Below are 26,732 nucleotides of genomic sequence, written 5' to 3' on the forward strand. Positions count from 1 at the left end.
CGACATTAATGACGCCCGTGTCACACCGGTTGACTTGCACCCCCCCCTTTTCTAAACGGACCGCGCCTTGGCGGGATCGCTCGTCGCTGCTTGCTTCCTCCCCGATGCGAAATCAGGTGGAGGAACGTGCGTGGCGGAGATCGAACCCGGACAGGACCCCCAGGGTGTTGAAGATCCGCGACTTTCCGCGCTCGATGAGCGATTGCGAGAGGCGCAGCATCGGGAAACGCTGACAAAGGGGCAGAAGGGGCCGGATGCCGAGCGGGGGTACTCGCAAGGCAATCGCGTCATTTCCGCTCTCATCGGGAGTCTCGTCGGCAGTGCGCTGATCGGGTGGTTGATTGACCATTGGTTCGGCACTGGCCCTTGGGGACTGATCGTGCTGCTGTTCCTCGGGATAGCGGTCGCGTTCAGGCAGATCATTCGAATTTCAGGCGAACGCCCGGAGTAACCGGGCGTTTGTCGTATCAAGACGGCAGGGATTCCACGTGGCGGCAGAACAGGGCGGCAAGATCGATCCGATGCACCAGTTCCTGATCGAGCCGGCGTTCGGCTCGCACTGGATCGTTGGTGGCTATGACCTGTCGTTCACCAATTCCGCATTGTGGATGGTGGTGACGCTGGTCGCGCTTTGGGCGTTCATGATCGGTGGCATGAAGCGCGAGCTCGTGCCCGGTCGCTGGCAGATGGCGGTCGAGGGCTTCACCGGCTTCATCTCGGGGATGCTCGAGCAGAATGTCGGCCCCGGCGGCAAGCGCTTCGTGCCCTATGTCTTCTCGCTGTTCATGTTCATCCTGTTCGCGAACATCATCGGCTTGCTCCCGTTCGGCATCGTCCCGGGCGTGCACCCGTTCACCGTGACCAGCCACATGACCGTCACCGGCGTGCTGGCGCTGATCAGCTTTGCGATCGTGCTGCTCGTCGGCTTCGGCAAGCACGGCTTCCACTTCTTCTCGCTGTTCGTACCGAGTGGCACGCCCGCGCTGATGATCCCGCTGATCTTCGTGGTCGAGCTGATGTCGTTCCTGGTGCGTCCGTTCTCGCTCGGTCTGCGACTGTTCGTGGCGATGACCGCGGGGCATATTCTGCTCAAGGTGCTGGCCGCGTTCGTGATCAACGGTCTGAACCTCGGCGGGATGTATATCGGTCTGGTGAGCGCGCCGAGCATGCTGCTGATGATCGGCATCACGCTGCTCGAGCTGCTGGTCGCCGCAATCCAGGCATACGTGTTCGCGTTGCTGACGTCGGTCTATCTGAACGACGCGGTTAACCTCCACTAAGTTTTCCATTACCTAACTGACTTTCAAAGGGAATTTACCATGGACGCACAAGCAGCAAAGATGATCGGTGCCGGCCTCGCAGCGATCGGCATGGGCCTCGCAGCACTCGGCGTGGGCAACGTGTTCGCACAGTTCCTCGCCGGCGCTCTGCGCAACCCGGGCGCAGCCGACAGCCAGCAGGGCCGTCTGTTCATCGGTTTCGCGGCAGCAGAGCTTCTGGGTCTGCTCGCATTCGTCACGATGATCATCCTCGTGTTCGTCGCCTAACAACTCGCTGAATTGGCCGGGCGACCGCGCCCGGCCGTTTCACGAAGGACCGACATGCCCCAGATTTCCCAGATAGCCGCTACCTACGCCTCGCAGATCTTCTGGCTGCTCCTCACCTTCGGCATCCTGTATTTCGGGATCGGCAAGGGCATGGTGCCAAAGATCGTGTCCAACGTGGACTCGCGCGAAGGCCGAATCGCGGGCGATCTGGCGGCGGCGGTCGCTGCCCGTACCCAGGCCGATACGGTCCAGGCGAACTGGCAGGCCGAAATGGACGCGGCCCGCGTTGCGGCGCAGGCCGAGACCGCGGCCGCTGCAAAGCGCGCGGCGACCGCGTTCGAGCAGCAGGTTCATGCGGCCGACGCAGATCTCGCCGAGCGTCTGGGTCATCACGATCTGGCGGTCGCGAACGCGAAGGCCGAGGCGCTCTCGAACTTGCAGGGCGTCGCCGCCGAAGCAGCACAGCAATTGGCCGCCAAGGTCGCCGGCCTCCAGGTCAGCCTGGACGCGGCGACCGACGCGGTACGCAGGACGACGGCGCATGGCTAATCCAGATTCGGCCGCAAAGGTCATCCACGGCGAGGGCATGGCGCCCGAGGGTGCGATCGACAACCAGGGCCTCCAGGGTCACACGGCCGCGCCCGGCGGCGTCGAGCATGTGCCTGATCCGACTGCGCTCGGCCTGACCTCGACCGGCTGGGTCGCGGTGGCGATGATCGTCGTCATTCTGCTGATGATCTGGAAGAAGGTTCCAGGGATGATCGGCAAGATGCTCGACACGCGCATCGCCGGCATCCGCACGCAGCTCGATGAAGCCAAGGCGCTCCGTGCCGAAGCCGAAGCGATCCGCACCGAGTATGAGGCGAAGGCCAAGACCGCGCACGTCGAAGCCGAAGCCATGAAGGCCCACGCGCACCACGAAGCCGCGGCGATCATCGCCAAGGCCAAGGCTGGTGCCGAAGACCTCATGACTCGCCGCGCGAAGATGGCCGAGGACAAGATCGCTGCCGCCGAGCGCGCCGCGATTGCCGAAGTCCGTGCCCGGGCGGCGGATGCCGCGGCCAAGGCTGCCGGCATGCTCATCGCGGAGCACCACGACGCAGCCGCCGACCGCATGATGGTCGACCGCTCGATCTCCGGCCTTAGCCGCCTAAACTGATCCTGCTCCTCTCCCCTCGGGGAGAGGAAGGGACCCGCTGCAAAGCAGAGGGAAGGTGAGGGCACGCCCCTCCCACGACCCATCATTATTGACGGCCGTCTCTTCCCGGGTTTCCGGCGGCCGAGTCTCCAATCTGAGCCCGTTGGAGAATATTCATGTCTTGGCTCATCCTCGCGGTCGCGGTCGTCACCGAAATCTGCTGGGCGCTCAGCCTGAAATGGGCGGCCACTGTCGCCACGTGGCAGGCCTCCAGCGTCCCGATCATCCTCAGCTTCGTCAACATGGGTCTGCTCGCGCTCGCGATGCGCGGTCTCCCCGCCGGCACCGCCTACGCGATCTGGACAGGCGCCGGCGCGATAGGCGTCATCATCGGCGGCGTGATCCTGTTCGGCGACAAGGTCAGCGGCATCCAGGCCTGCTTCATGGCGCTGACGGTAGTCGGCATCGTCGGCACCAAGGTCTTCGCCCAAACCTGATCGTCTGCCTTCGCCCGCAGGGCGCGTAAGATTGATTCACGCGAAGGCGCGAAGGCGCGAAGAGAAGGTGGGTTCACGCGGAGACGCGGAGCCGCGGAGGTGTTGCGGCTCGGGATGATGTACCGAGCAGCCACGAGTGGATATAAGCCTTCGGCAGGTTGAGAACGAACGCTGAGTGCTCGAATCTTCTCTCCGCGGCTCCGCGTCTCCGCGTCTCCGCGTGAACCAACTCCTCCCTTCTCTTCGCGCCTTTGCGCCTTCGCGTGAAAATCACTTCTCCAGCGCCAAGGGCGGCCGCTGGCATTACCCGCTCGCACTCCCTAGATTCCTCAGCGATGTCCTCCCCCAATTCCCCCGACCGGTTCAACGAAGACAAGTCCACATTCGCCGTTCGCGGTGGTGGTGAAGCGCCCGACCTCGCGGCCGGCGTAGCGGCGATCCGCAACGTGCTAGACACGCTGCCGATCCGCCCCGGCGTCTACCGCATGCAGGACGCGCGCGGCGACGTGCTCTACGTCGGCAAGGCGCGCGCGCTGCGGAACCGCGTCGCCAACTACGTCCAGGTCGAACGGCTGACGAAACGGCTCCAGCGGATGGTGTCGCAGACCCGGTCGATGACGATCGTCACCACGAACAACGAAGCCGAGGCGCTGCTGCTCGAATCGCAACTGATCAAGCGGTACCGCCCGGCCTACAACGTGCTGCTGCGCGACGATAAGAGCTTCCCGTTCATCCTCCTACGCGACGACCACGCCTTCCCACGCGTCCAGAAGCACCGCGGCGCGCGCCGCGCGAAGGGCAATTACTACGGGCCGTTCGCTAGCGCCGGGTCGGTCAACAACACGCTCAATGCGCTCCAGAAGCTGTTCCTCCTGCGCAGTTGCACCGACAGCTTCTTCAAAACCCGCGACCGGCCCTGCCTGTTGTACCAGATCAAGCGCTGCTCCGCGCCGTGCGTGGGCCGGATCGACGAGGCCGCGTATCGGGAGCTGACCGAGGACGCGAAGGCGTTCCTTGGCGGCAAGTCGACCGGCGTGCAGGCCAAGCTCGGCGCGCAGATGCAGGCCGCGGCGGAGAACATGGACTTCGAACTCGCGGCGCTGCTTCGCGATCGTCTCCGCGCGCTCACCTTCATTCAGGGCACGCAGGCGATCAACGCGGAAGGCGTGGGCGACGCCGACATCTTCGCGATGGCGTGCAAGGACGGGCTGATCGGCATCCAGGCGTTCTTCATCCGCGGCGGTCAGAACTGGGGGCATCGCAGCTTCTTCCCGCAACACACCAACGACGTCCCCGAGGACGAGGTGCTGACCAGCTTCCTCGGCCAGTTCTACGAGGAGGTTCCGCCGCCCAAGCAGATCCTGCTCGACCGCGAACTGACGGAAGGCGCACTGCTCGCCGAAGCACTAGGCGAACGCGCCGGCTACAAGATCGCGCTGCAGGTCCCGCAACGCGGTGACCGCCGCCGCCTGATGGACCAGGCCAAGCGCAACGCGATCGAGGCGATCGAGCGGCGCCAGGCCGAATCGACCACGCAGGCCAAGCTGCTGCGCGAAGTCGCCGACCTGTTCGACCTCGCCGAGCCGCCCGAGCGCATCGAGATCTACGACAACAGCCACATCCAGGGCACTGCCGCGACCGGCGCGATGGTCGTCGCGGGGCCCGAAGGCTTCCGCAAAGGTCAGTATCGAAAGTTCAATATCAAGAACAAGGATACCGCGCCCGGCGACGATTTCGCGATGATGCGCGAGGTCTTCACCCGGCGCTTCTCGCGCGCGCAGGCCGAGGACCCCGATCGCGATTCGGGCGATTGGCCGGACCTGGTGCTGATCGACGGTGGCAGGGGCCAGCTCAACACGGTCAAGGCCGCGCTCGAGGAGATCGGCGTCGAGGACGTGTGCCTGGTTGGGATCGCCAAGGGGCCGGAACACGGCCGCGATGGTCGCGAGGTGTTCCACATGCTCGACGGCCGCGAGTTCCAGCTCCCCGTCAACGCGCCGGTCCTGTTCTACCTCCAGCGCCTCCGCGACGAGGTTCACCGGTTCGCGATCGGCGTCCACCGCGACAAGCGGAGCAAAGCGATCGGCGCGAGCCCGCTCGATGAGGTCCCCGGCATCGGCCCCGCGCGCAAGAAGGCGTTGCTGATGCATTTCGGCACCGGCCGCGCTGTCCGCAATGCGAGCCTGCAGGACCTGCAACAGGCGCCCGGCGTGTCGGCTGGGGTGGCGCAACAGGTCTACGACTTCTACCATTCGCGATGATGATGATCATGGCGCAGTCGGTGACCCTCGGCGGGCGAACATTAGGGAAACCCTATCTTCACTATCCTCGAATAAAGGAGGCGCGGTGACCACGCCCGTCTTCCTGACTATTGATACCGAGTTCGCGTGGCGGCACCATGTCGCAGGTTTCGACTGCGACGCGATTTATGCGCGGTCGCTGGAACCGGCCGGTGTCGGGCTCGGCTATCAATTGGCCGAACTCGCGCGGCATGACCTTAAAGCGTGTTTCTTCGTCGATCCGATGCCGGGCATCACCTTCGGCCTCGCCCCGATCCGTCGCATGGTCGAGACGATTCTCGCCGCCGGGCAGGAGGTCCAACTCCATCTCCACCCCAATTGGACGACCGCAAAGGCCGGCGACCATGGCGCCGCGCACGACCGGTTCTCGCTGTTCGACTATAGCCTAGCCGAACAGACCGATCTGCTCATGCGCGCCACCGAATTGCTGGTCGAGGCGGGAGCACCGCATCCGATCGCCTTCCGCGCCGGCAGCTATGCGGCCAATGACGACACGTTGACCGCGCTGGCGGCACTCGGGTTCAGCTACGACAGCAGCCATAACGGCTCGGAGGCCCCAGGAACGAGCCGCATCTCGCTGCCCGCGCAGCAGATCTCCCCGGTTCGCCGTGCGCAGGACAAAGGCGTGATCGAAGTGCCCGTCACCGTGATCGAAGACCGCCGCGACAAGATTCGCACCTTCCAGCTTTGCGCGCTATCGGCCGGCGAGACCTACGACGCGCTGGAGCATGCCGCGGTGTCCGGGCATGCGGTGGTGACGATCGTCAGCCACGGCTTCGAACTGGCGAACCGGAGAGGTACGCGGCCGAACGCGGTCCATGTGCGACGATTCACGGCGCTGTGCGGAATGCTGTCGGAAATGCGCGAGGTGTTGCCGACGCATCATTTCGCGGATCGGCCGCCACTCGCGCTCGACCGCTTGGATACGCCGCTCGCACCCGATCAACTGCGGACCCGCTGGCGGCAGGCCGAACAGCTCTGGTCTAACTGGGTCGAGGAACGACCGCGGTCGCGCGGGCTGTAATGGCGGAGGGTGCGGTTCGTCGCCTGCCGCTGAAGTTCCAGATCGGCGCCAGGACTCTGGCGACCATTCCTCGGCGATTGGTGCGCGTGTCGTTTTCGCTCGATGCCGTGCTCGCGGCGACGGCACCGATCCTGCCGCCGCTGCCCGACACTGCCGATGGGTATCTGGTGACGTCGTTGCGCGAACCGATGCCCGAACCGATGCCCGCCGGTCTCGATCGCCACGGCCTGCTGGCGTTCGTTCGGCAGCGCTATGTGCGGTATCATGTCGATCTTGTGGCCGGGGAGGCGGCGTGGCTCGCGGGATTGTCGAGCAGCGCAAGGTCGGGGATCAAGCGCAAGGCGAAGAAGCTGGCGGTGGCGAACGGCGGCGTGCTCGATATCCGGCGCTATCATAATGCGGCGGCGTTCGCGGAATTTCACCCGCTCGCCCGCGCGGTATCGGCAACGACCTATCAGGAGAAACTGCTCGGATCGGGACTGCCCGACGATACGGCTTCGGTGCGCCATCTCGAATCGCTCGCGGCGAATGACGGATTGCGCGCCTGGCTCTTGTTTATCGCGGGAATTCCGGTCGCGTATTTGTGCTGCACGGCTGACGGCACGTCGCTGTGCTACACCTATGTCGGGCATGACCCGGCGCATAACGAGCTGTCGCCGGGGGCGGTTCTGCAGGTCGAGGCGATGCGCGACCTGTTTATGGAGAAGCGGTTTGCGCGGTTCGACTTCACCGAGGGGGAAGGGCAGCACAAGCGGCAGTTCTCGACCGGGGGGACGGCGTGCGTCGATGTGCTGCTGTTGCGGCCAACGCTGGCGAACCGCGTGACGGTGATGGCGTTGCAGACGTTCGACCGTGCGATTGCGACGGCCAAACGCGGCGCAACGCATCCGACCTTGGCCACGCTGGCAAAGAAGATTCGCCGCTAGGATTGGACGAGTTTCTCCTCCCTACGCTTTGGATCGCAGGCTTCTACATATCCCACCATCGTCATCCTGACGAAAGTCAGGACCCAGAGCTACGCAGGGTGGCAATGGTTACTCTGGATCCTGACTTTCGTCAGGATGGCGGGGCAAGCGGAACAAGAGGCCTCCCACGCACCGCAGGAGAGGCTAAGAACACCTCATGCACCTCCGCGCAGCCGCCATCGTCGTCGCCGTCCGCCAGCATGGCGAGCATGGCGCGATCGTGCGGGCGCTGACTCGCAACGACGGCGTCCAGCCCGGTTATGTCCGCGGCGGACGGTCGCGCGCGATGCGGCCGGTGTTGCTCCAGGCGAACGTCATCCAGGGCGAGTGGCGCGCGCGGACCGGCGAGCAACTCGCGTCGCTGACCGCCGAGCTGATCCACAGCCGCGCGCAGATGCACGGCGAGCCGCTCGCGGCGGGGGCGCTCGAATGGGCCACCGCGCTGACCGCCGCGGCGCTGCCGGAAGCGCAACCCTATCCGCAGATCCACGATGCGCTGGAGGGTGTGCTCGGTGCGATCGAGGCAGCGCCTTCCGCGCGCGGCTGGGCGGCGGCGCTGGTGCGGTACGAATTGCTGGTGCTCGCCGAACTCGGCTTCGGCCTCGACCTCGATCGCTGTGTGGCGAGTGGGGCGGAAGAGGATCTCGGCTTCGTCAGCCCCAAGAGCGGCGCGGCGGTCTCGCGCGGAGCGGCATTCGGCTATGAGAGCAAGCTGCTCAGATTGCCGCCCTTCCTTCTCACCGGCGGCGAAGCGGCGTGGTCCGACATCTTCGACGGGCTGCGGCTGACCGGACATTTCCTGGCGCGCGACATCCTCGTCGATCGTCGCGCCGACCCGTTGGCGGCACGCGACCGGCTGGTCGATCGGCTCAAAAGGGCGGTTGCGTGAGCGCGCACCGCCCGGCAAGGGCCGCGCAGGAGGAACGCACATGCCCTTGATCGCGATACTGGCCGGCGACGGCATCGGACCCGAAGTCACCGCGGAAGCGCGGCGCGTGCTCGATACGCTCGGCCTCGACCTCACCTACGAAGAGGGCCTTGTCGGGGGTGCCGCGTACAAGACCGTCGGGCATCCGCTCCCGCCCGAGACGCTCGACCTCGCCCGCCGCGCCGACGCGATCCTGTTCGGCGCGGTCGGCGATCCCGACTGCGATGCGCTCGAACGCCAGTTCCGCCCCGAGCAAGCCATTCTCGGGCTGCGCAAGGACCTCGGCCTGTTCGCGAACCTGCGTCCTGCCAAGCTCTTCGCCGGCCTTGAGGACGCGTCCGCGCTCCGTCCCGAGATCGCACGCTCGATCGACATGGTGATCGTCCGCGAACTGACCGGCGACGTGTATTTCGGCGCCAAGGGCATCCGCGCCACCGCCGATGGCCTGCGCGAAGGCCATGACGAGATGCGCTACGATGAGCGCGAGATCGCGCGCATCGCCCGCGTCGGCTTCGAGACCGCACGCACCCGTAAGGGCAAGCTGCTCTCGGTCGACAAGGCGAACGTGCTGGAGACCTCTCAGTTGTGGCGCGACGTCGTGATCGAAGTGTCGGCCGACTATCCGGACGTCGCGCTCAGCCACATGTACGTCGACAACGCGGCGATGCAGCTGGTGCGCAACCCGGGCCAGTTCGACGTGATCGTCACCGGCAATCTGTTCGGCGACATCCTGTCCGACGAGGCATCGATGTGCGCGGGCTCGATCGGCATGCTGCCATCCGCCGCGCTGAACGGCTCGAACAAGGGCATGTACGAGCCGATTCATGGCAGCGCGCCCGACATTGCCGGGCAAGGCAAGGCCAATCCGTGCGCGGCGATCCTGTCCGCGGCGATGATGCTGCGTCATTCGCTCGACCTGCCCGACGCCGCCGACCGGATCGAGGCTGCGGTCGCGGCTGCGATCCTCAAAGGCGCCCGCACCCCCGATCTCGGCGGTACGCTGTCGACCTCGGCGATGGGCGACGCCGTGCTCGCCGAACTCGGCTGACGCCTGGATGATCGACGGCCTGCTCGAACTCGCGGTCGTCATTCCGACGTTCAACGAGAAGGCCAATGTCCCGACGCTGATCGCCAAGCTCGACCAGGCGCTGGCCGGGCGTAACTGGGAGGCGATCTTCGTCGATGACGACAGTCCCGACGGCACCGCTGACGCCGCGCGCGCAATCGCCCGGCTCGACAAGCGGGTCCGCGTGATCCAGCGGATCGGTCGACGCGGGCTGTCGTCGGCGTGCATCGAGGGGATGTGCGCCACCGCCGCGCCGGTCGTCGCGGTGATCGACGGCGATCTCCAGCATGACGAGACGTTGCTGCCGGCGATGCTCGATCTGTTGAAGGGCGCCGATATCGACGTGGTCGTTGGCTCGCGCTTCGTCGATGGCGGCGGCACCGGTGAATGGGACCGCGACCGAGTGGCCAAGTCCGCGTTCGCCACCAAGCTGTCGCGGCGCGTGTTGAAGGCCGACCTCTCCGATCCGATGAGCGGCTTCTTCATGATCCGCAGCGACATCGTCCGCCATCTTGCGCCGGGCTTGTCCGCGATCGGCTTCAAGATCCTGCTCGACCTGCTGACCGCCAGCCCCCAACCGCTTCGCTTCGTCGAATTGCCCTACACGTTCCGAGTCCGGACCGAAGGTGAGAGCAAGCTCGACCACGTCGTCGCGCTGGAATATCTGATCGCGTTATACGACCGGATGTTCGGGCGCGTCGTGCCCGTGCGGTTCGCGATGTTCTCGGCGATCGGTGTGTTCGGCGTCGGTATCCACATGGCGGTGCTCACCGCGCTGTTCGTCGGGTTCGGCGCGAATTTCCTCGCCGGCGAGATCGTCGCGACCTTAGCCGCCCTGACCTTCAACTTCTTCCTCAACAACGCGCTGACCTATCGCGACCGGCGTCTGAAGGGATGGCGTCAACTGCTCGACGGCTGGGTGTCGTTCGCGGTGATCTGCGCGGTCGGTGCGGTCGCCAACGTCGGGATCGCCGCGTTCCTGTACGAGATGCGCGACGGGGCGTGGGCGGCGTCGGCGCTGATCGGCGTGCTGGTCGGCGCAGTCTGGAACTACGCGCTGTCCTCGAAATTCACCTGGGGGCGGTACTGAGCGGATCTATGATCCTCCCCCGCAAGGGGGAGGTGGCTGGCGCTTGCCAGACGGAAGGGGAGGAAAGGGTAACCGCGGTTGCGTGGTCCTCCCCCTCCGTCGCCTTCAGCGCCACCTCCCCCTGGCGGGGGAGGATCGAGACACTTCGCCCCTCTTCACACCTGCAAGGCGTGTCCCCGGGCTTGTCATCGCGGCTCCCCACCGGCAAAGCGGCGCGCATGAAGCGCAAGACCGGCCAGGATCGTTCGATCACTCAGAATTGGCGTCCCGCGACGCGCGCCATCCGCGGCGGCACCGCCCGCAGCGAATATGGCGAGACGTCGGAGGCGTTGTTCCTCACCTCGGGCTATTGCTACGACAAGGCAGGCGACGCCGCGGCGCGCTTTGCCGGCGAGCAGGAGGGAATGACCTATTCCCGCCTCCAGAACCCGACCGTGCAGATGCTCGAAGAGCGGATCGCGCTGCTGGAGGGCGCCGAGGCATGCCGGACGATGGCGACCGGCATGGCGGCGATGACCGCGTCGCTGCTGTGCCAGCTCCAGACCGGCGATCACCTCGTCGGCGGCCGCGCGGCGTTCGGGTCGTGCCGCTGGCTGACGGATACGCTGCTGCCGAAGTTCGGGATCGCCACGACGATCGTCGATGCGCGCGATCCGCAGGCGTTCCTCGACGCGGTTCGGCCTGAAACGAAGGTGTTCTTCTTCGAGACGCCCGCCAACCCGACGATGGACATCGCCGACCTGAAGGCGATCTGCGACATCGCGCGCGAACGCGGTATCACGACGGTGGTCGACAACGCGTTCGCGACGCCGGCCTTGCAGCGGCCAATGGAGTTCGGCGCGGACGTCACCGCGTACAGCGCGACCAAGATGATGGACGGGCAGGGCCGCGTGCTCGCCGGCGCAGTTTGCGGGACCGAGGATTTCATCACCAACACGCTGTTGCCGTTCACGCGCAACACCGGCCCGACGCTGTCGCCGTTCAACGCGTGGGTGGTGCTCAAGGGCCTCGAGACGCTCGACCTGCGCATCCACCGCCAGTCGGAGAACGCGATGAAGGTCGGCGAATTCCTCGAAGGCCGCGTGCCCCGCGTGCTGCACCCCTTCCTGCCGAGCCATCCGCAGCACGAACTGGCCAAGCGCCAGATGGACGCATGCGGCCCGATCTTCGCATTCGAGGTCGAGGGCCGCGAACAGGCGCACGCGCTGCTCGACGCGCTGGAGCTGGTCGATATCTCGAACAACATCGGCGACTCGCGCTCGCTGATGACGCATCCCGCCTCGACCACGCACGCGAGCGTCTCGCCCGACAAGCAGATCGAGATGGGCGTGACCGAGGGGCTGTTGCGGATCAACGTCGGGCTCGAGGATGCGCAGGACGTGATCGACGACCTCGACCAGGCGCTGCGTCAGGCTGGACTGTGAAAGCGCTGTTCCCCAACGCGGCGACGACCGATGGGGTGACGGTGCGCGTGTCAGTCAGCTATTTGCCCGAACAGTCCGAGCCGGAGCGGGGCCGCTGGTTCTGGGCGTATCACATCCGCCTCGAGAACGAGGGCACTGAGACCGTCCAGTTGCTCACCCGCCACTGGGTGATCACCGACGGTCGCGGCGCGCGCCATTCGGTCGAGGGCGAGGGCGTGGTCGGCGAACAGCCGGTGATCGAACCGGGCGCGAGCTTCGACTATGTTTCGGGCTGCCCGCTCGCGACCCCGTCTGGGGCGATGCAGGGGAGCTACCAGATGGTCCGCGAAGACGGCGCAGTGTTTGCGGTCGAGATCCCCCGCTTCTCGCTGTTCGCCCCCGCGGTGCTCAATTGAAGCGCACGCATCTCCCGCTCAATGGCCTGCGCGTGCTCGACGCGGCGGCGCGGCATCTGTCGTTCACGCGTGCCGCCGACGAACTTGCGGTGACGCCGGCGGCGGTCGGTCAGCAGATCCGCGCGCTGGAGGATACGCTCGGCGTCGTCCTGTTCCGCCGTACCACGCGCGGGCTCGAACTGACCCCCGAAGCCGAAGCCGGTCTTGGCGCGCTGCGGGGGGGCTTCCTGCAATTCGAGGAAGCGGTTCGCGCGATGCAGGCGGGCCAGTCCTCCAAATCGCTGACGATCGCAGCGCCGCGCGACCTGACGGAAAAGTGGTTAATGCCGCGACTCGCACAGATTGCCGAGGCCGATCCCGAACTGCGTTTCGTGCTGATCACCGCGGACGAGAATGTCGACTTCACCGAAGCCAATCTCGATCTCGCGATCCGCTGGGGCGATGGTCCGGGCGAGCATGAAGGCGAGGCGCTCGAATCCGAAGGCATGGTGACGATCGCCAAGCCCGGTACCGATAGCGAAGCCGCGATCGCATGGTCGGGTGAGGACGGCGTTGCACTGGTTCGCGTCACCGACGCCGGGCTCGCGATCGATGCGGCGGCGGCGGGGCTCGGTCGCGCGACCGTGCCCGAACTGCTTGCCCGCCGCGATCTCGCGCAGGCCCGCGTTCGGCTGATCGGCGAGTCGCAGCCGTCGAAGGGCGGGTATTGGCTCGTCGCCCCGCTCCCGCAGTGGCGCCAGAAGAAAGTCCGCGCGCTCGTGGATGCCCTGACCGCGTGAGGCAACCCGGACGCAGACCACGACGCGCTGGCACATCGCCGGTGCTGAAGACGCGACGGCTGCGGTTGCGGCCGCTCGTCGAGGGCGACGCGACCGCGTTGCATCCGATGCTCACCGACGCGGAGCTGATGGCCTATTCGGCGGACGGCCCGCTCGGTAGCGTGGACGACGTCCGCACCTACCTCGCCGAGGAAGCCGCGCCGGGCAACCAGCGCACTTGGGCGATCACCCGCACGGGCGACGACCGCGCGATCGGCTGGGTCTCGGGCAGCGAGGCCGACGGGGCAGGGGTGACGGAGATCGGCTTCATCCTCGCGCGCGAAGCATGGGGACGGGGGATCGCGCGCGAGGCTGTGTCGGCAGTGATCGACCGGTTGTTTGCGGAAGGGCGGAGCCGCGTGTTCGCGGATGCCGATACCGAGAACGCGGCGTCGATCACGTTGCTGGAACGTCTCGGTTTCCGTCGTGAGCGGCTGTTGCGCGACGAATGGGAAACGCATCTGGGGTTGCGCGACAGCCTGATCTACGGGCTCTGCGCGGATAGTTGGCAGGCGGCCGGGCGGGCCTGAGCCACCGCCGCTATCCCGTCTGATAACACCACCCCGGCGAAGGCCGGGGCCCAATTGGGAAGGTGGAAATAACGAAGCGCTATCCGCCGTTAGCAACGTCCCCCAATTGGACCCCGGCCTTCGCCGGGGTGGTGGCCCATGAGACGGGGCGAGGCAGCGAACCCTACCGCGCCGCCAGCAAAGCCAGCGCCCGCCCCATCAGCCCGGCAAACCGAACCTCGTTCACGCCGTCATCGGCCCGGTGCCAGTTCCCGGTCGCGGCATACCAGCGTCCGTCCTTCGCCTGCACCAGATAGTTCAACGTCAGCACCCCGGGCTCGCCACCACCCTTGAACCCGACATACCCAAACCGCTTCGCGATCGCCGGATCGACGCCGGCATTGACCGCCAGCACCGCCCGCGACGTGGCATCCGCCTTCCGCAACCGGTCCAATACCCCCGCCATCGCCCAGGGACTCGCAAACCATTCCACGCTGTCGATCGCCACCGGCTTTCCGGCGAACACGGTCGGATCGAGCGTGGCGGTGGAAATCTTGATGGCATTGTCGACCAGCAGCGACCGCCGCTCGTCCACCGACCCAGCCGCCCAGGCCTTCGTCAGCGCCGCGTCGCCCTTCAGCGCGAACATCTCGCGCGTCGTCATCACCGGCACGCTGCCACCCGCCGTCTCCGCCATCGCATCGACCTTCGCGCGGCCGAGCGTCGTCAGCAGCGTATCCGTCGCGGTATTGTCGCTGATCGAGATCATCATCGTCGCGAGCGTCTGCACAGTCACCGGCGACCCGGCGGGCCAGGTCTGCAACACCCCCGACGGCAGGGACGGCGCCCCGACCTTCACGACGTCCTCCCAACGCCGCTCGCCTGCAGCAACCTGACGCACCAACTCCGTCAGCACCCACAGCTTGAACGCCGACCCCAGCGGTGCAGCGACATCGGCACGGTATTCGAGGATCGGCTCGGGCTTACCCTCGCCGAGCGCGTAAAGCCCGAGCCCGCTAGCGCCCGGCAGTGCACGAAACTCCGCCTCGACCTTGGCGAGGCTATCGTCGCGCGCACCCGTGCCGGTGATCAGCAAACCAGTCGCAGCATGCGGCGCCTCGGGGGCGATCACCAGCCGAACGCTCGCCGTTCCCCGCGCATACCCAACGACCAGATCCGCTGACCACGCCGAAGTCGCGGTCAGCGACGCGATCTTCTGCGGCGCGCCCAGCGTCGCCTTCAGCTTCTCGACGATCGACGCAAACTGCGACTTCGGCACCTTCTCGCGGAAGCTCGCGGCGAAATACGCGTCATACGCGCCACGCCCGTCGAGGATCGCGACGAGCGCATCCGCCTTCGTCCGCAACGCCGGGTCCGCCACCGCGCCCTGCGCTACCGCTCCGACCGGCAGCAAGGCCACCGCCAACGCCACCAGCCAGAGCGCGAGTCTGTGCATCAGTTCTTCAGCTTCCAACCGCTCTTCAGCAACCGGTAGCAGAGAGTCGCCAGTACCAGATCGATCACCAGGATCACGATCCCGCCGATCATCACCGGCGAGTCGGCAATCCCCAGAAACCCGTAGCGAAAGCCCGAGATGATGTAGAAGAACGGGTTCGCATGGCTGAACGCGCGGAACGCCGGTGCGAGCTTGTCGACCGAGTAGAAGGTCCCCGACAGCAGAGACAACGGCGCGATCACGAAGTTGGTGACCGCGGCGGCATGATCGAACTTGTCCGCCCAGATCGACGTCAGCACGCCCAGCAATGCGAGGAACGTTGCGCCGAGCAACCCGAACCAGATGATCGCCAGCGGTGCATGCGGAGTCACGTGCACCCCCGGATACAGTGCCATCGCCGCCCATACGACGATCCCGACGATCACCGCCCGCGTCACCGCACCGCCGACCAGCGCGCCCAGCAACTCACCCGTAGAGAGAGGTGGCTGGAGGTAATCGACGATCGTGCCCTGCATCTTGCCGACGAGCAGCGAGAAGCTCGCATTGGCGAACGCCGGCCCCATCATGCCCTGCGCGATGATCAGCCCCGGCGCGATGAAATCGGCGAACGCGACGATCTGGCCATCGACCGGGACCGGGCTTTTCGCACCGGTCGCGATGGTGAATACGATCAGGAACAGCAGCGTCGTTATCGCCGGCGCCCACACCGTCTGAAGCTGCACCTTGAAGAACCGGCGCACCTCCTTGATATAGAGGGTTCGCAATCCCTCCCAGTTCACGCTCTTTATGACGGGAACGCCGGGGGCGGAATGCACCGCCGAATGGATTTCACCGATTGGGGGCTGGCTGCTCATAGGCGTTGCGGGTAATCGCTGCCGCTGCCGCCCGCAACCCGGCTGAGCAAGACTGAGGAACGAACATGTCCTGGACCGACGAGCGCATCGCGACGCTCAAGACGATGTGGGAGGCCGGCCAGACCGCCAGCCAGATCGCCGAAGCACTGGGTGGCGTCAGCCGCAACGCCGTCATCGGCAAGGCCCACCGCCTCGAGCTGCAGGCGCGCCCGTCGCCGGTGAAGCCCAACGATCCCGAGGCGAAGGCGGCAGCTGCGGCCGAAGCATCGGCATCGGCCGCAGCAGCAACGCCTGAGCCGGTCGCGTCACCGGAGCCGGTCGAGGTCGAGGTTCCCAAGCCCGCCCCGGTCGCAGAGCCCGTCGTGGCAGCGGCCAAGCCCGTGGCACCGGTCGAACCAGAGCCAGTCGCCGAAGAGCCTGAGGACGACGAAGATGAGGACGAGGACGAGGCTCCGGCCGTCGTCGCCCCCGTCCGCGCGCCTCAGCCGATCCTGCGCTCCGTCGGCCCCGGCGGCTTCCTCCGCCAGGCGCCTGGCGAGCAGCAGCCTCCGAGCACGCCCGCCCCGCCGCGTCGCCTCGTCCCCGCCAAGCCGTCGGCCGAGATGGCGAACAAGACGAGCCTGCTGGAACTGAACGACCGCATCTGCAAATGGCCGCTCGGCCATCCGGGCGAGCCCGACTTCCATTTTTGCGGCAAGGCTGTGAACCCCGGCTTCCCGTATTGCGTCGATCATTGCGGCCACGCGTACCAGGCACAGTTGCCCCGTCGCGATCGTCGTCCGACGCCACCGCTGCCATTCGGCGGTCCTCGGCCTCGATAACATTCTAATTTGATGGCAAGCGGCTTTTCCAAGAGGTGCCACCCCGGCGAAGGCCGGGGCCCAATTGGGAAGGTGATAGTAACTTAAGTGCTTCGCTCCATTAGCGGCGTCCGCCAGTTGGGCCCCGGCCTTCGCCGGGGAGGTGTATCTGGTGGGGGGCAGTACCCTTCCTTGTTCTCCCGCGAAGGCGGGAGCCCAGTCTGGGTCCCCGCATTCGCGGGAAAACACGCTTGCGGCTGGCAACCGGCTATCGAATCGCGGAAGTCTAAATACGGCGAACAATAAAAGGGCCGCTTCCCCGTGTGAGGAAGCGGCCCTTTCTACCTTAGCTAGCCATGGGCAAAGCCCATGTCGTCGGACGCGGCGAGCCGCGCCGGGCGGGCTTGGGCGAGTCCTGCGCCGGCTTGGCGCAGGACTCGCCCAAGCCTCGCCTCAGAACCTAAAAGCGGCTGTTGCGCGCATGCTGTGCCAGCGGAAATCCTGGGAGTTGCGACGGAAGTCGGTCCCCGATGCGTTGCCGCGCGTGAACGGACCACCGGTCGGGCCACCCGAGGCGCGGACGCGGTAGTCATTGTCCTGATACTGATGGTACTGGTATTCGAGACCGACCGAGACGTTGCGGCCCAGCTTCTGCTCGATGCCGCCACCGCCGACGATGCCCCATTCCTTGCTGTTACCGTTGCTGGTGAAGGTGTTGGCCAAGTTGCCGGTCGTGAAGCTGTTGTCGATGTTGGCATAGCCGACGCCGAACGTGCCGTAGAACAGCGTCGTGTTCGCCGCATAACCGAGGCGTCCGCGCGCCGATGCTTCCCACTTCAGGTCGCGCGTCATGGTATAGAAGGCGGGCGTCGTGCTGAACGCCGAGACGCTGTCGCTGATCTCGTTCTTGCCGAATTCGCCGACCACGCCGACGACGATATTGCCGCGCTGGTAATCCGCGCCGACTCGCGCCGAATAGCCGATGCCATCCTTGTCGCTACGGCAACCACGGCCACCAATGGCGGGCGCGGTGTTGCTGGTCGCGCGGCCATTGCAGAAGCCCGGCGAGAACGCGTTGGCAACGGCCGCAGTCGAGATGGTGTCGCCAAAGACGCCATCCAGATTGCGATCGAATGCGATCGACTCGCCGTTGTCGTTAGGCTGCACGTCATAGCCGAACGAGCCGCCGACATAGATGCCGCTGAACGGCGCATCGGCCGTGACTTCCTGCGCGGCGGCAGGTGCCGCGAACGCCAGAGTAGCGGCGCCAGCGAGCGCCACCATCATCGTCTTAGTCATATTCACTCCCGGAAACTTCATGACAGGTTTTTCATAAACGGCGGATCGCGCGAAATTTATCCCCGCACTGCAACAATCTACATCAATGTGGCTTTCCGGTAACACGGAGAACAAACAGAGCCTGTGGCTTTGTCGCAAGCCAGCGGCTACGTTCGCGCCATGGCTGAAGATCTGTTCGCGTCTCCGGGCGCGTCTGGCGGGAAAACCGCTGCAAACACCTATGATGCATCTTCGATCGAGGTGCTCGAAGGCCTCGAACCCGTACGTCGCCGCCCCGGCATGTACGTCGGCGGCACCGACGAGCGCGCGCTGCATCACCTCGCCGCCGAAGTGCTAGATAACGCGATGGACGAGGCGGTCGCCGGCCACGCGACGCGCATCGAGGTCACGCTGGAGGCGAACAACCGGCTGACGATCGTCGACAATGGCCGCGGCATCCCGGTCGACCCGCACCCGAAATTCCCCGACAAGTCCGCGCTGGAGGTGATCCTCTCGACGCTCCATTCGGGCGGTAAGTTCGCAGGCAAGGCCTATGCGACGTCGGGCGGCTTGCACGGCGTCGGCATCAGCGTCGTCAACGCGCTGTCGTCCGACACCGTCGTCGAAGTCGCGCGCGATCGGCAACTGTACCGCCAGCGCTTCGCCAAGGGGCTGACGCTCGGGCCGATCGAGCATCTTGGGGCCACGCCCAACCGTCGCGGCACCAGCGTCGCCTTCACGCCGGATACAGAGATCTTCGGCACCGAACTGAACTTCAAGCCGCAACGCCTTTACAAGCTCGTTCGCTCGAAGGCGTATCTGTTCGCCGGCGTTGAGATCCGTTGGCATTGCGCACCCGACTTGATCGCTGATGAAACACCCGCCCAAGCTGTGTTCCAGTTCCCCGGTGGCCTCGCCGACCATCTCCGCGACCAGATCGCCGGCCGCGAATGCGCGACCTCTGACTTCTTCTCCGGCTCGCAGGATTTCCCGAGCGCGAACGGCGAGACGCAGGGCCGCGTCGAATGGGCAGTCGCATGGCCGCTGTGGAGCGACGGCTCGTACAGCTGGTATTGCAACACCATCCCGACCCCCGATGGCGGCACGCATGAGCAAGGCCTCCGGCAGGCGCTGGTCCGCGGCCTGCGCGCGTTCGGCGATCTCGTCGGCAACAAGAAGACGAAGGATATCAGCGCGGACGACGTGATGGTCGGCAGCGAACTGATGCTGTCGGTGTTCATCCGCGAACCGCAATTCCAGAGCCAGACCAAGGATCGCCTCACAAGCCCCGAAGCCGCCGGCCTCGTCGAGAAGGCGGTGCGCGATCATTTCGACCATTTCCTCAGTCACAACATGGAGCGCGGCAAGGCGCTGCTGAACTATGTGCTGGAGCGGATGGACGAACGCCTGCGCCGCAAGCAGGAGCGCGACGTCAAGCGCAAGACCGCGACCTCCGCGCGGAAGCTGCGGCTGCCCGGCAAGCTGACCGACTGCTCCGCGAACTCCCCCGAGGGCACCGAGCTGTTCATCGTCGAGGGCGATTCGGCCGGCGGCTCGGCCAAGCAGGCGCGCGACCGGAAAACGCAGGCGATCCTTCCGATCCGCGGCAAGATCCTCAACGTCGCGTCTGCCACCAGCGCCAAGATCTTCGCCAACCAGGAAATCGCCGACCTGACGCTCGCGCTGGGCTGCGGCACGCGGAAGGACTGCACGCCGGACACGCTCCGCTACGAACGCATCGTCATCATGACCGACGCAGACGTCGACGGCGCGCACATCGCGACGCTGCTGATGACGTTCTTCTTCCAGGAGATGCCCGAACTCGTCCGCCGCGGGCATCTCTACCTCGCGCAGCCGCCGCTCTACCGCCTCACCGTCGGCACCAAGAGCATCTACGCGAGAGACGACGCGCACCGCGCCGAACTCGAACGCACCGTGTTCAAGGGCAAGAAGGTCGACGTCGGCCGCTTCAAGGGCCTCGGCGAGATGAACCCGAGCCAGCTCCGCGAAACCACGATGGACCCCGCCACCCGCGGCATGCTCCGCATCACGCTCCCGCAGGAATATGAGGAGCGCGCGCAGGTGAAGGACCTGGTCGACCGCCTGATGGGCAACAACCCCGCGCACCGCTTTGCGTTCATCCAGGAGAATGCGGGCCGCATGGACGAAGAAGCTATCGACGCTTAGCGCAAATCGTATTGACAATTTGGAGGGAATGGCTTAGATGAAAATCGCGTTCGACCCTGCAAAAGACGCGAGTAACATTGCCAAGCACGGTCTCTCTCTAGGTGGCTTTCACGGTTTCGATACGGATGTTGTCGCGATTGTTGATGACCGGTTCGATTATGGTGAAACCCGGTTCCAGGCGCGGGGGCGGATCAACGGGATCGGATACTGCGTTATCTATGTCGAGACGGACGAAGGCGTACGGGTAATCAGTGTTCGACGCGCACATGACAAGGAGATGCGCCGTTATGAGTAAGCTTCCTCCACCTCCCGGCTTCGACGAAAATCCCGAATGGACCGATAAGATGATCGCGCGTTCGCGACCCCTATCCGAAATTCATCCGCCGCACGTCGTGGCCGCGCTCGTCCGCCGACGAGGTCCTCAGCAGGCACCGACAAAAACGCCGGTAACTGTGCGTCTGGATCCCGACGTGCTCGACAAGTTCAAGGCCACAGGCCCAGGCTGGCAATCGCGGATGAACGAAGCGCTGCGACAGGCTAAAGTCTGATCCAAGGCCGCGTTGGCCAAGGTTGACGCGTCTCCCCCGACGCTCGTATTAGGCGCATCCAGGCGGCCATTGGGTCGCCTTTCTCGTTTCGGAAAAGGAAGCGCTTGTGACCATCACCCCGCTCATGCCCGTCTACCCGCGGTGTGGCGTGCGTCCGGTCCGAGGCGAGGGCGTGTACCTCTTCGGCGAGGACGGCCAGCAATATCTCGACTTCGCCAGCGGCATCGCCGTCAATGCGCTAGGTCACGCGCATCCGCACCTGACCAAGGCGATCGCCGAGCAGGCCGCGACTCTCATGCACGTATCGAACCTGTACGGATCGCCGCAGGGCGAGCATCTCGCGCAGCGCCTCGTCGACAACACATTCGCCGACACCGTGTTCTTCACCAATTCGGGCGCGGAAGCGGTCGAGTGCGCGATCAAGACCGCGCGGCGCTATCACTTCGCCAACGGCAATCCGCAGCGTCACACGCTGATCACATTCGACACCGCGTTTCACGGACGCACGCTCGGCGCGATCTCGGCGACCAACCAGGCCAAGATGCGTGACGGGTTCGAGCCGCTATTGCCGGGGTTCGCCTATGCCAAGTTTAACGACCTCGAAGGCGCGCTGGCGCTGATCGACGACAACACCGCGGGCTTCCTGGTCGAACCGATCCAGGGCGAGGGCGGTATCCGTCAGGCGAGCCACGAGTTCCTCACCGGCCTGCGCAAAGCTTGCGACGAGTACGGCCTGCTGCTGGTGCTCGACGAGGTCCAGTGTGGCTACGGGCGTACGGGGAAATTCTTCGCGCACGAACTGTACGGGATCACGCCGGATATCATGGCGGTTGCCAAGGGTATCGGCGGCGGCTTCCCGCTGGGCGCCTGCCTCGCGACCGAGGAAGCGGCCAAGGGCATGGTCGCCGGCACGCACGGTTCGACCTATGGCGGCAACCCGCTGGCGATGGCGGCGGGTGAGGCGATCCTCGACGTGATGCTGGAGGACGGGTTCCTTGAGAACGTCACCGCGATGGGCGACCGGTTGCGACAGGGGCTTGAGCAGATGATCCCCAATCACGATCATTTGTTCGACAGCGTTCGCGGTACCGGGCTGATGCTCGGGCTGAAGCTCAAGAGCGACAGCCGCGCCTTCGTCGCGTTCGCGCGTGACGAGCATAACCTGCTGCTGGTGTCGGCGGGCGAGAACGTCGTCCGCATCCTGCCGCCGCTGGTGATCGACGAGAGCCATATCGCCGAGTGCATCGACAAGCTGTCGACCGCCGCGCGCGTCTACGTACCCGCCGCCGACGATTGAAACTGATCCTCCCCGATACGGGGAGGGGGACCATGCGAAGCATGGTGGAGGGGGATCGCCCCGAGGTGTCGCGTTCGTGGAGAGTTTCAGGTCGAACATGCCCCGCATGTTCGAGGATCACCCGGGGGGTGATCCGGCCTGAAACTCCCTCCACCATTCGCCATGCGAACGGTCCCCCTCCCCGTGCCGGGGAGGATATTATGACCCGCCATTTCCTGAATCTCACCGACGCTGGAGCCGACGGCATCGCCGCGATGCTCGCCGACGCACTCGACCGCAAGGCGGCCCGCGCCGGCTTCACCAAGGGCCGCGTCGACACCGACGCGCCGCTCGCCGGCCACACGCTCGCGATGGTCTTCGAGAAGAGCTCGACCCGCACGCGCTTCTCGTTCGACATGGCGATCCGCCAGCTCGGCGGTACCTCGATCGTATCCGACGGCGGCTCGATGCAGCTCGGTCGTGGTGAGTCGATCGCGGATACCGCGCGGATCCTGTCGGGCTATGTCGATGCGATCATGATCCGCACCGACGATCACGCCAAGATCGAGGAGATGGCGCACTACGCCTCGGTCCCGGTCATCAACGGGCTGACCGACGCGTCGCATCCCTGCCAGATCATGGCCGACCTGCTGACGATCATCGAGAGCGGCAAAGCGTTGCCCGGCCTCAAGGTCGCGTGGCTCGGCGACGGCAACAACGTGCTCGCCTCGATCGTCGAAGCCGCCGGGCTGATGCAGTTCGACGTCGTCGCGGCATGTCCGCAGGGGTTCCAGCCAGAAGAGGAGGCGATCGTCCGCGCGTCAGGCCGGGCGCGCGTCGTCTCCGATCCGTGCGAGGCGGTCGAGGGTGCGGACATCGTCGTCACAGATACCTGGATCTCGATGGGGCAGGCGCATGCCGAGACCAAGCTGGCGGCGCTGACACCGTATCAGGTCGACGCCGCGCTGATGGCGATGGCCAAGCCGGACGCCAAGTTCATGCACTGCCTGCCGGCGCACCGCGAGGAAGAGGTGACGTCCGACGTGATCGACGGGCCGCAATCGCTGATCTGGCAGGAAGCGGAGAACCGATTGCACGCGCAGAAATCAGTGCTGCGCTGGTGCTTCGGGCAGATCGGTTGACCTGAACGGGCAGGGTCACCATCTGGCGGACGATGAACGATACGCCAAAATTCGACCCCAACATGACCGATCTCGACCGTGCGCTGGCCTTTGCGATCCCCGCGCGCAGTGCGCGCGGCCGGATCGTCCGGCTCGGCACCGCGCTCGACGAAGTGCTTGCCGCGCACGCCTATCCGCCGGCGATCGAGAAGCTGCTCGCCGAGGCGCTCACGCTTGCCGCGCTGATCGGTTCGACGCTCAAGGATTCGAGCGGTCAGCTGACGATGCAGACCCGCACCGAAAGCGGCGTCGTCCAGTTGCTCGTCTGCGACTACCGTGGCGGCGAAGTGCGCGGCTATATCGAATACGACGCGGACAAGCTCGCCGAAGCGCCCGCCGAGCCATCGCTCTTCGCGCTGTTCGGCGCCGGCTACCTCGCGATCACGTTCGACATGGCGAGCAGCAACGAGCGGTATCAGGGCATCGTCCCGCTCGATGGCGACACGCTGTCACAGGCCGCGCAGAGCTATTTCACGCAGTCCGAGCAGATTCCGACGATGGTCCGCACCGGGATGGCGAAGGGTCCGGACGGGCGCTGCGTCGCGGGCGGGCTGTTCCTCCAGCATCTCCCCGAGGGCGAAGATGGGCGCGAGAGACTCCATACCAAGCTCGATCATCCCGAATGGGAGCATGTCGCGACGCTCGGCTCGACCATGAGCGTGGAGGAACTGACCGATGCAACGCTGCCGCTGGAAACGCTGGTGTGGCGGCTGTTCAACGAGGAAGAGGACGTCCGCATCCTCGCGGATATCCCGATCAGCCGTGGGTGCCGCTGCGACCCCGAGTACATCAAGGGCGTGATCTCGAAATTTCCGATCGAGGAACGCCAGTCGATGGCCGACGAGACCGGCTTCATCATCGTCGACTGTGCGTTCTGCGCCAAGAAATTTCCGGTGCCGGTCGAAGCCTAATACCTTCGACCGTTGGAGGAGAGCGGAACGTGAGGCGTTAACGTCGTTTTTACGCTTCTCGGCTACACCTGATCACGTGCTCTTATTCGGCACTTTTTTTCTCCCTTGTGGCGCATCTTGCGCCAACCTCAGGGCCGCCTCACCGGGCGGCCCTTTCTTTTTGTGCGCCGCTGGCCTAGCGCACTCCGCATCATGACATCTCCTGCTCCCTTCGCGGTCGCGCTCCTTTCGGGCGGGCTCGACTCTATGGTATCTGCCGCGATGGCGCGCGAAGCCGGCCAGCGCCTGCTCGCGCTGTCGTTCGACTATAACCAGCGTCACCGCGTCGAACTCGCCGCCGCGCGTCGGATCGCCGATGCACTCGGCGCCGAACGCCACATCGTCCTGCCGATGGACCTCTCCGCATTCGGCGGCTCCGCGCTGACCGCCGATATCGACGTTCCCAAGGACGGCGCTGGCACCGAGGACGGTGGTGCCATCCCCGTCACCTACGTCCCCGCCCGCAACACGATCTTCCTCAGCCTCGCGCTCGGCTGGGCCGAAGCCGCGGGTGCCCGCGACATCTATATCGGCGTCAACGCGCTCGATTATTCGGGCTACCCCGATTGCCGGCCTGAATTCATCGCCGCCTTCGAAGGGCTCGCCGAACTCGCCACCAAGGCGGGTGTCGAGGGCGATCCCTTCCGCATCCAGGCGCCGCTCCAGCACATGACCAAGGCGGACATCGTCCGCGAAGGCACGCGCCTCGGCCTCGACCTCGGTTTGAGCTGGTCGTGCTACGATCCCGCGCCGGGCTCCCTGCATTGCGGCGAATGCGACAGCTGTCGATTGCGCGCGCGTGGCTTCGACGAGGCGGGGATTGCCGACCCGACGCGCTACGCTGTGAAGCCGGCCTGACGCCATGAGCTACGCGGTCAAGGAGATGTTCCTGACGCTGCAGGGTGAGGGCGTGAACGCCGGTCGCCGTGCGGTGTTCGTGCGGTTTGCGGGGTGCAACCTCTGGTCGGGCCGCGAACAGGACCGCGCGACAGCGGTATGTCGGTTCTGCGATACCGAGTTCGTCGGTACCGACGGGCTCGGCGGCGGCAAGTTCGCGGATGCGCAAGGCCTCGCGGCAGCGGTTGCCGGCTTCTGGGGTGAGGGTGCACGCGACCGATTCGTCGTCCTGACCGGTGGCGAGCCGATGCTCCAGATCGACGATGCGATCGTCGATGCGCTCCATGCCGTGGGTTTCCGGATCGCGATGGAGAGCAATGGTACGATCGCTGCGCATCCCGGCATCGACTGGGTCTGCATCAGTCCGAAGGCGGGCAGCATCGTCGTCCAGCGCACGGGGCACGAATTGAAGCTCGTCTGGCCGCAGCCGGGCAGCGACATCGACGAGGTCGAGACCTGGGACTTCGCGAACTTCCTGCTTCAGCCGCTCGACGATCCACGCGCCGACGCGAACCGCGAGGCGTGCGTCGATCTGGTCATGCAGCGGCCTCAGTGGCGGCTATCGCTCCAGACGCACAAGCTGCTCGGGCTGCGCTGAGACAGGCGGGCAGCGTGCGAAGATATCGCCCCGCTGCCCTCGCTCAAGTCCATCATCGCTGCAACCGACCCGATCCGTTCCCCGAGATCATTCTGTCCCGAGTGGACCGATCGGCGCCTTAGCGCGTCGCGATCCCCGTACCGGCGGGCGGCCAATTCTGTACGCCGCATTTCTTGTCGACCCACTCGCCCTTCTTGTTCCAGCAGATCGGGTCGAGGCGGATCATCTTAGGCGCCGACCGTTCGCTGCCGATATACCGCGGGAAGCGCTGTTCGCCCCAGGGGATAAGGCTGTTGCGCAGTTCGCGCGAGCGGGCCAGCGCCACCTCCGCGAAGTGGCCGCGTGGCGCGAACACCGCATCGCGACCGATCGACGCCGCGGTCTGGCAGAACCCGTATTGCGCGGCCACCGTCGCAAAGCTCGAATAGGTACGCGTGCCGAACTGGTCGAGCGCGGCCTGTCCGGCGCGGACCCCCGCGGCCTTGTTCACGCGCAGGAAATATTTGGTCAGCGTATCGAAGGCGCCCTTCAACTCGTCGCCATGATCGGCGAGGATCGAATTATAGTTGGGCACGGTCAACAGCGTCGGCTCGAACTGGCACTGCAACGCCGCGACGTTGAGCGCAGCGCGCATGTGCCACACGAGCGCCGCCCGTGTCTCCGCGGAGGTCGCACCCGGCAGGGGCTGGCCCAGATCGGCCTCGTCGCCGACGACCGCCGCACCCGAGAAATCGCGCGACTGCAAGAAAAACTGCGCCGACGCCGACTGCGCCACCGCGAGCCCACTCGACGCCAAGCATAGCGCGAGCGCGGTACGCAACACCTTCATTCCAACCTCCCCGGGGGCACTACTTCAAGTCCGCGAATCTAGAGCGTTTCCACAAAACTCCCAAGCGATTTTAACCTTTTCCGATGAACCGCGGAACATCGACCCGCTAGCCGCGCGGAACTCGATTCGCCGCGTCCGAAACGATCCGGCGGCGTGCGGATAAACGCTCTCGAACAC

Annotated in this window: 29 protein-coding genes; 25 read left to right on the plus strand and 4 right to left on the minus strand. The window is 65.7% G+C overall.

From position 1 onward, the window contains the following. The first annotated feature begins 130 nt into the window (after positions 1–130). The 16 genes from O6W96_RS15090 (at position 131) to O6W96_RS15165 (ending at position 13,722) form a co-directional block, all read left to right on the plus strand. A complete protein-coding gene (locus O6W96_RS15090; protein WP_353470331.1) occupies positions 131–451 on the plus strand; it encodes an AtpZ/AtpI family protein in 321 nt (106 codons plus the stop codon). 70 nt (positions 452–521) lie between these two features. Further along, the gene (locus tag O6W96_RS15095; RefSeq protein ID WP_056056028.1) at positions 522–1,280 is read left to right on the plus strand and encodes a F0F1 ATP synthase subunit A; all 759 of its coding nucleotides are present in this window, start codon (positions 522–524) and stop codon (positions 1,278–1,280) included. Positions 1,281–1,319: 39 nt separating this feature from the next. Beyond that, positions 1,320–1,547, plus strand: coding sequence for a F0F1 ATP synthase subunit C (locus O6W96_RS15100; protein ID WP_055873230.1), 228 nt, complete (start codon positions 1,320–1,322; stop codon positions 1,545–1,547). Positions 1,548–1,601: 54 nt separating this feature from the next. Continuing rightward, positions 1,602–2,096 (plus strand): F0F1 ATP synthase subunit B family protein, encoded by a 495-nt coding sequence (locus O6W96_RS15105; protein ID WP_121905278.1) that lies wholly within the window; start codon positions 1,602–1,604, stop codon positions 2,094–2,096. Between the two features lie 37 nt (positions 2,097–2,133). Continuing rightward, a complete protein-coding gene (locus O6W96_RS15110) occupies positions 2,134–2,706 on the plus strand; it encodes a F0F1 ATP synthase subunit B family protein (RefSeq protein ID WP_353470577.1) in 573 nt (190 codons plus the stop codon). Between the two features lie 155 nt (positions 2,707–2,861). Next, positions 2,862–3,182 (plus strand): DMT family transporter, encoded by a 321-nt coding sequence (locus O6W96_RS15115; RefSeq protein WP_056488555.1) that lies wholly within the window; start codon positions 2,862–2,864, stop codon positions 3,180–3,182. A 335-nt stretch (positions 3,183–3,517) separates the two neighbouring features. Beyond that, on the plus strand, positions 3,518–5,443 hold the full coding sequence (gene uvrC, locus O6W96_RS15120) for an excinuclease ABC subunit UvrC (RefSeq protein ID WP_133029419.1): 1,926 nt from the start codon (positions 3,518–3,520) through the stop codon (positions 5,441–5,443). Between the two features lie 85 nt (positions 5,444–5,528). After that, positions 5,529–6,506: a polysaccharide deacetylase gene (locus tag O6W96_RS15125; protein WP_353470332.1), complete on the plus strand. Its 978-nt coding sequence runs from the start codon at positions 5,529–5,531 to the stop codon at positions 6,504–6,506. Next, positions 6,506–7,432: a GNAT family N-acetyltransferase gene (locus O6W96_RS15130; RefSeq protein WP_353470333.1), complete on the plus strand. Its 927-nt coding sequence runs from the start codon at positions 6,506–6,508 to the stop codon at positions 7,430–7,432. The genes O6W96_RS15125 and O6W96_RS15130 overlap by 1 nt, the downstream gene beginning before the upstream one ends. A 196-nt stretch (positions 7,433–7,628) precedes the next feature. Further along, positions 7,629–8,360 carry a DNA repair protein RecO gene (gene recO, locus O6W96_RS15135; RefSeq protein WP_353470335.1) on the plus strand — a complete coding sequence of 244 codons (732 nt, stop codon included), beginning with the start codon at positions 7,629–7,631 and terminating at the stop codon, positions 8,358–8,360. 40 nt (positions 8,361–8,400) lie between these two features. Beyond that, positions 8,401–9,447, plus strand: coding sequence for a 3-isopropylmalate dehydrogenase (gene leuB, locus O6W96_RS15140; protein WP_353470336.1), 1,047 nt, complete (start codon positions 8,401–8,403; stop codon positions 9,445–9,447). 7 nt (positions 9,448–9,454) lie between these two features. Then, positions 9,455–10,555 carry a glycosyltransferase family 2 protein gene (locus O6W96_RS15145; RefSeq protein ID WP_353470337.1) on the plus strand — a complete coding sequence of 367 codons (1,101 nt, stop codon included), beginning with the start codon at positions 9,455–9,457 and terminating at the stop codon, positions 10,553–10,555. 218 nt (positions 10,556–10,773) lie between these two features. Then, on the plus strand, positions 10,774–11,979 hold the full coding sequence (locus O6W96_RS15150; RefSeq protein ID WP_060527159.1) for a trans-sulfuration enzyme family protein: 1,206 nt from the start codon (positions 10,774–10,776) through the stop codon (positions 11,977–11,979). After that, positions 11,976–12,374: a Co2+/Mg2+ efflux protein ApaG gene (gene apaG / locus O6W96_RS15155; RefSeq protein ID WP_056488567.1), complete on the plus strand. Its 399-nt coding sequence runs from the start codon at positions 11,976–11,978 to the stop codon at positions 12,372–12,374. The genes O6W96_RS15150 and apaG overlap by 4 nt, the downstream gene beginning before the upstream one ends. After that, a complete protein-coding gene (locus O6W96_RS15160) occupies positions 12,371–13,153 on the plus strand; it encodes a LysR family transcriptional regulator (RefSeq protein ID WP_056055436.1) in 783 nt (260 codons plus the stop codon). Before apaG ends, O6W96_RS15160 begins: the two co-directional genes overlap by 4 nt. 41 nt (positions 13,154–13,194) lie before the next feature. Continuing rightward, positions 13,195–13,722, plus strand: coding sequence for a GNAT family N-acetyltransferase (locus O6W96_RS15165; RefSeq protein WP_353470338.1), 528 nt, complete (start codon positions 13,195–13,197; stop codon positions 13,720–13,722). Positions 13,723–13,885: 163 nt separating this feature from the next. Here O6W96_RS15165 and O6W96_RS15170 read toward each other — a convergent pair whose 3' ends face one another. Both O6W96_RS15170 and O6W96_RS15175 read right to left on the minus strand, forming a co-directional pair. Continuing rightward, positions 13,886–15,157: a serine hydrolase gene (locus tag O6W96_RS15170; protein ID WP_353470340.1), complete on the minus strand. Its 1,272-nt coding sequence runs from the start codon at positions 15,155–15,157 to the stop codon at positions 13,886–13,888. Then, positions 15,157–16,011, minus strand: a complete 855-nt coding sequence (locus O6W96_RS15175; RefSeq protein ID WP_120301080.1) for an ABC transporter permease — start codon at positions 16,009–16,011, stop codon at positions 15,157–15,159. Before O6W96_RS15175 ends, O6W96_RS15170 begins: the two co-directional genes overlap by 1 nt. A gap of 65 nt (positions 16,012–16,076) precedes the next feature. Here O6W96_RS15175 and O6W96_RS15180 point away from each other — a divergent pair, with 65 nt between their 5' ends. Continuing rightward, entirely contained in the window at positions 16,077–16,832 is a 756-nt protein-coding gene (locus O6W96_RS15180; protein WP_353470341.1) for a GcrA family cell cycle regulator, read from the plus strand. Between the two features lie 432 nt (positions 16,833–17,264). Here O6W96_RS15180 and O6W96_RS15185 read toward each other — a convergent pair whose 3' ends face one another. Continuing rightward, entirely contained in the window at positions 17,265–18,110 is an 846-nt protein-coding gene (locus O6W96_RS15185; protein WP_353470342.1) for an outer membrane protein, read from the minus strand. Positions 18,111–18,269: 159 nt separating this feature from the next. On the opposite strand from O6W96_RS15185, the gene parE reads away from it, so the two are divergent. The 8 genes from parE (at position 18,270) to queE (ending at position 25,726) form a co-directional block, all read left to right on the plus strand. Continuing rightward, on the plus strand, positions 18,270–20,276 hold the full coding sequence (parE, locus tag O6W96_RS15190; RefSeq protein WP_353470343.1) for a DNA topoisomerase IV subunit B: 2,007 nt from the start codon (positions 18,270–18,272) through the stop codon (positions 20,274–20,276). A gap of 37 nt (positions 20,277–20,313) precedes the next feature. Further along, complete coding sequence (locus tag O6W96_RS15195) at positions 20,314–20,571, plus strand: BrnT family toxin (protein WP_353470344.1); 258 nt, start codon at positions 20,314–20,316, stop codon at positions 20,569–20,571. Beyond that, the gene (locus O6W96_RS15200; RefSeq protein ID WP_353470345.1) at positions 20,564–20,824 is read left to right on the plus strand and encodes a BrnA antitoxin family protein; all 261 of its coding nucleotides are present in this window, start codon (positions 20,564–20,566) and stop codon (positions 20,822–20,824) included. Before O6W96_RS15195 ends, O6W96_RS15200 begins: the two co-directional genes overlap by 8 nt. Positions 20,825–20,930: 106 nt before the next feature. Beyond that, a complete protein-coding gene (locus O6W96_RS15205; RefSeq protein WP_353470346.1) occupies positions 20,931–22,121 on the plus strand; it encodes an aspartate aminotransferase family protein in 1,191 nt (396 codons plus the stop codon). Between the two features lie 200 nt (positions 22,122–22,321). Further along, positions 22,322–23,242, plus strand: coding sequence for an ornithine carbamoyltransferase (gene argF / locus O6W96_RS15210; RefSeq protein WP_353470347.1), 921 nt, complete (start codon positions 22,322–22,324; stop codon positions 23,240–23,242). 32 nt (positions 23,243–23,274) lie between these two features. Beyond that, positions 23,275–24,192: an Hsp33 family molecular chaperone HslO gene (locus tag O6W96_RS15215; RefSeq protein ID WP_353470348.1), complete on the plus strand. Its 918-nt coding sequence runs from the start codon at positions 23,275–23,277 to the stop codon at positions 24,190–24,192. Positions 24,193–24,384: 192 nt separating this feature from the next. Next, entirely contained in the window at positions 24,385–25,089 is a 705-nt protein-coding gene (queC, locus tag O6W96_RS15220) for a 7-cyano-7-deazaguanine synthase QueC (RefSeq protein ID WP_353470349.1), read from the plus strand. A 4-nt stretch (positions 25,090–25,093) separates the two neighbouring features. After that, a complete protein-coding gene (gene queE / locus O6W96_RS15225) occupies positions 25,094–25,726 on the plus strand; it encodes a 7-carboxy-7-deazaguanine synthase (protein WP_353470350.1) in 633 nt (210 codons plus the stop codon). 118 nt (positions 25,727–25,844) lie between these two features. On the opposite strand, the gene O6W96_RS15230 is transcribed toward queE, so the two are convergent. Then, on the minus strand, positions 25,845–26,555 hold the full coding sequence (locus O6W96_RS15230) for a hypothetical protein (protein WP_353470351.1): 711 nt from the start codon (positions 26,553–26,555) through the stop codon (positions 25,845–25,847). Positions 26,556–26,732 lie beyond the last annotated feature (177 nt).

This window comes from Sphingomonas faeni (assembly GCF_040407495.1).
Lineage (GTDB): Bacteria > Pseudomonadota > Alphaproteobacteria > Sphingomonadales > Sphingomonadaceae > Sphingomonas > Sphingomonas faeni_D.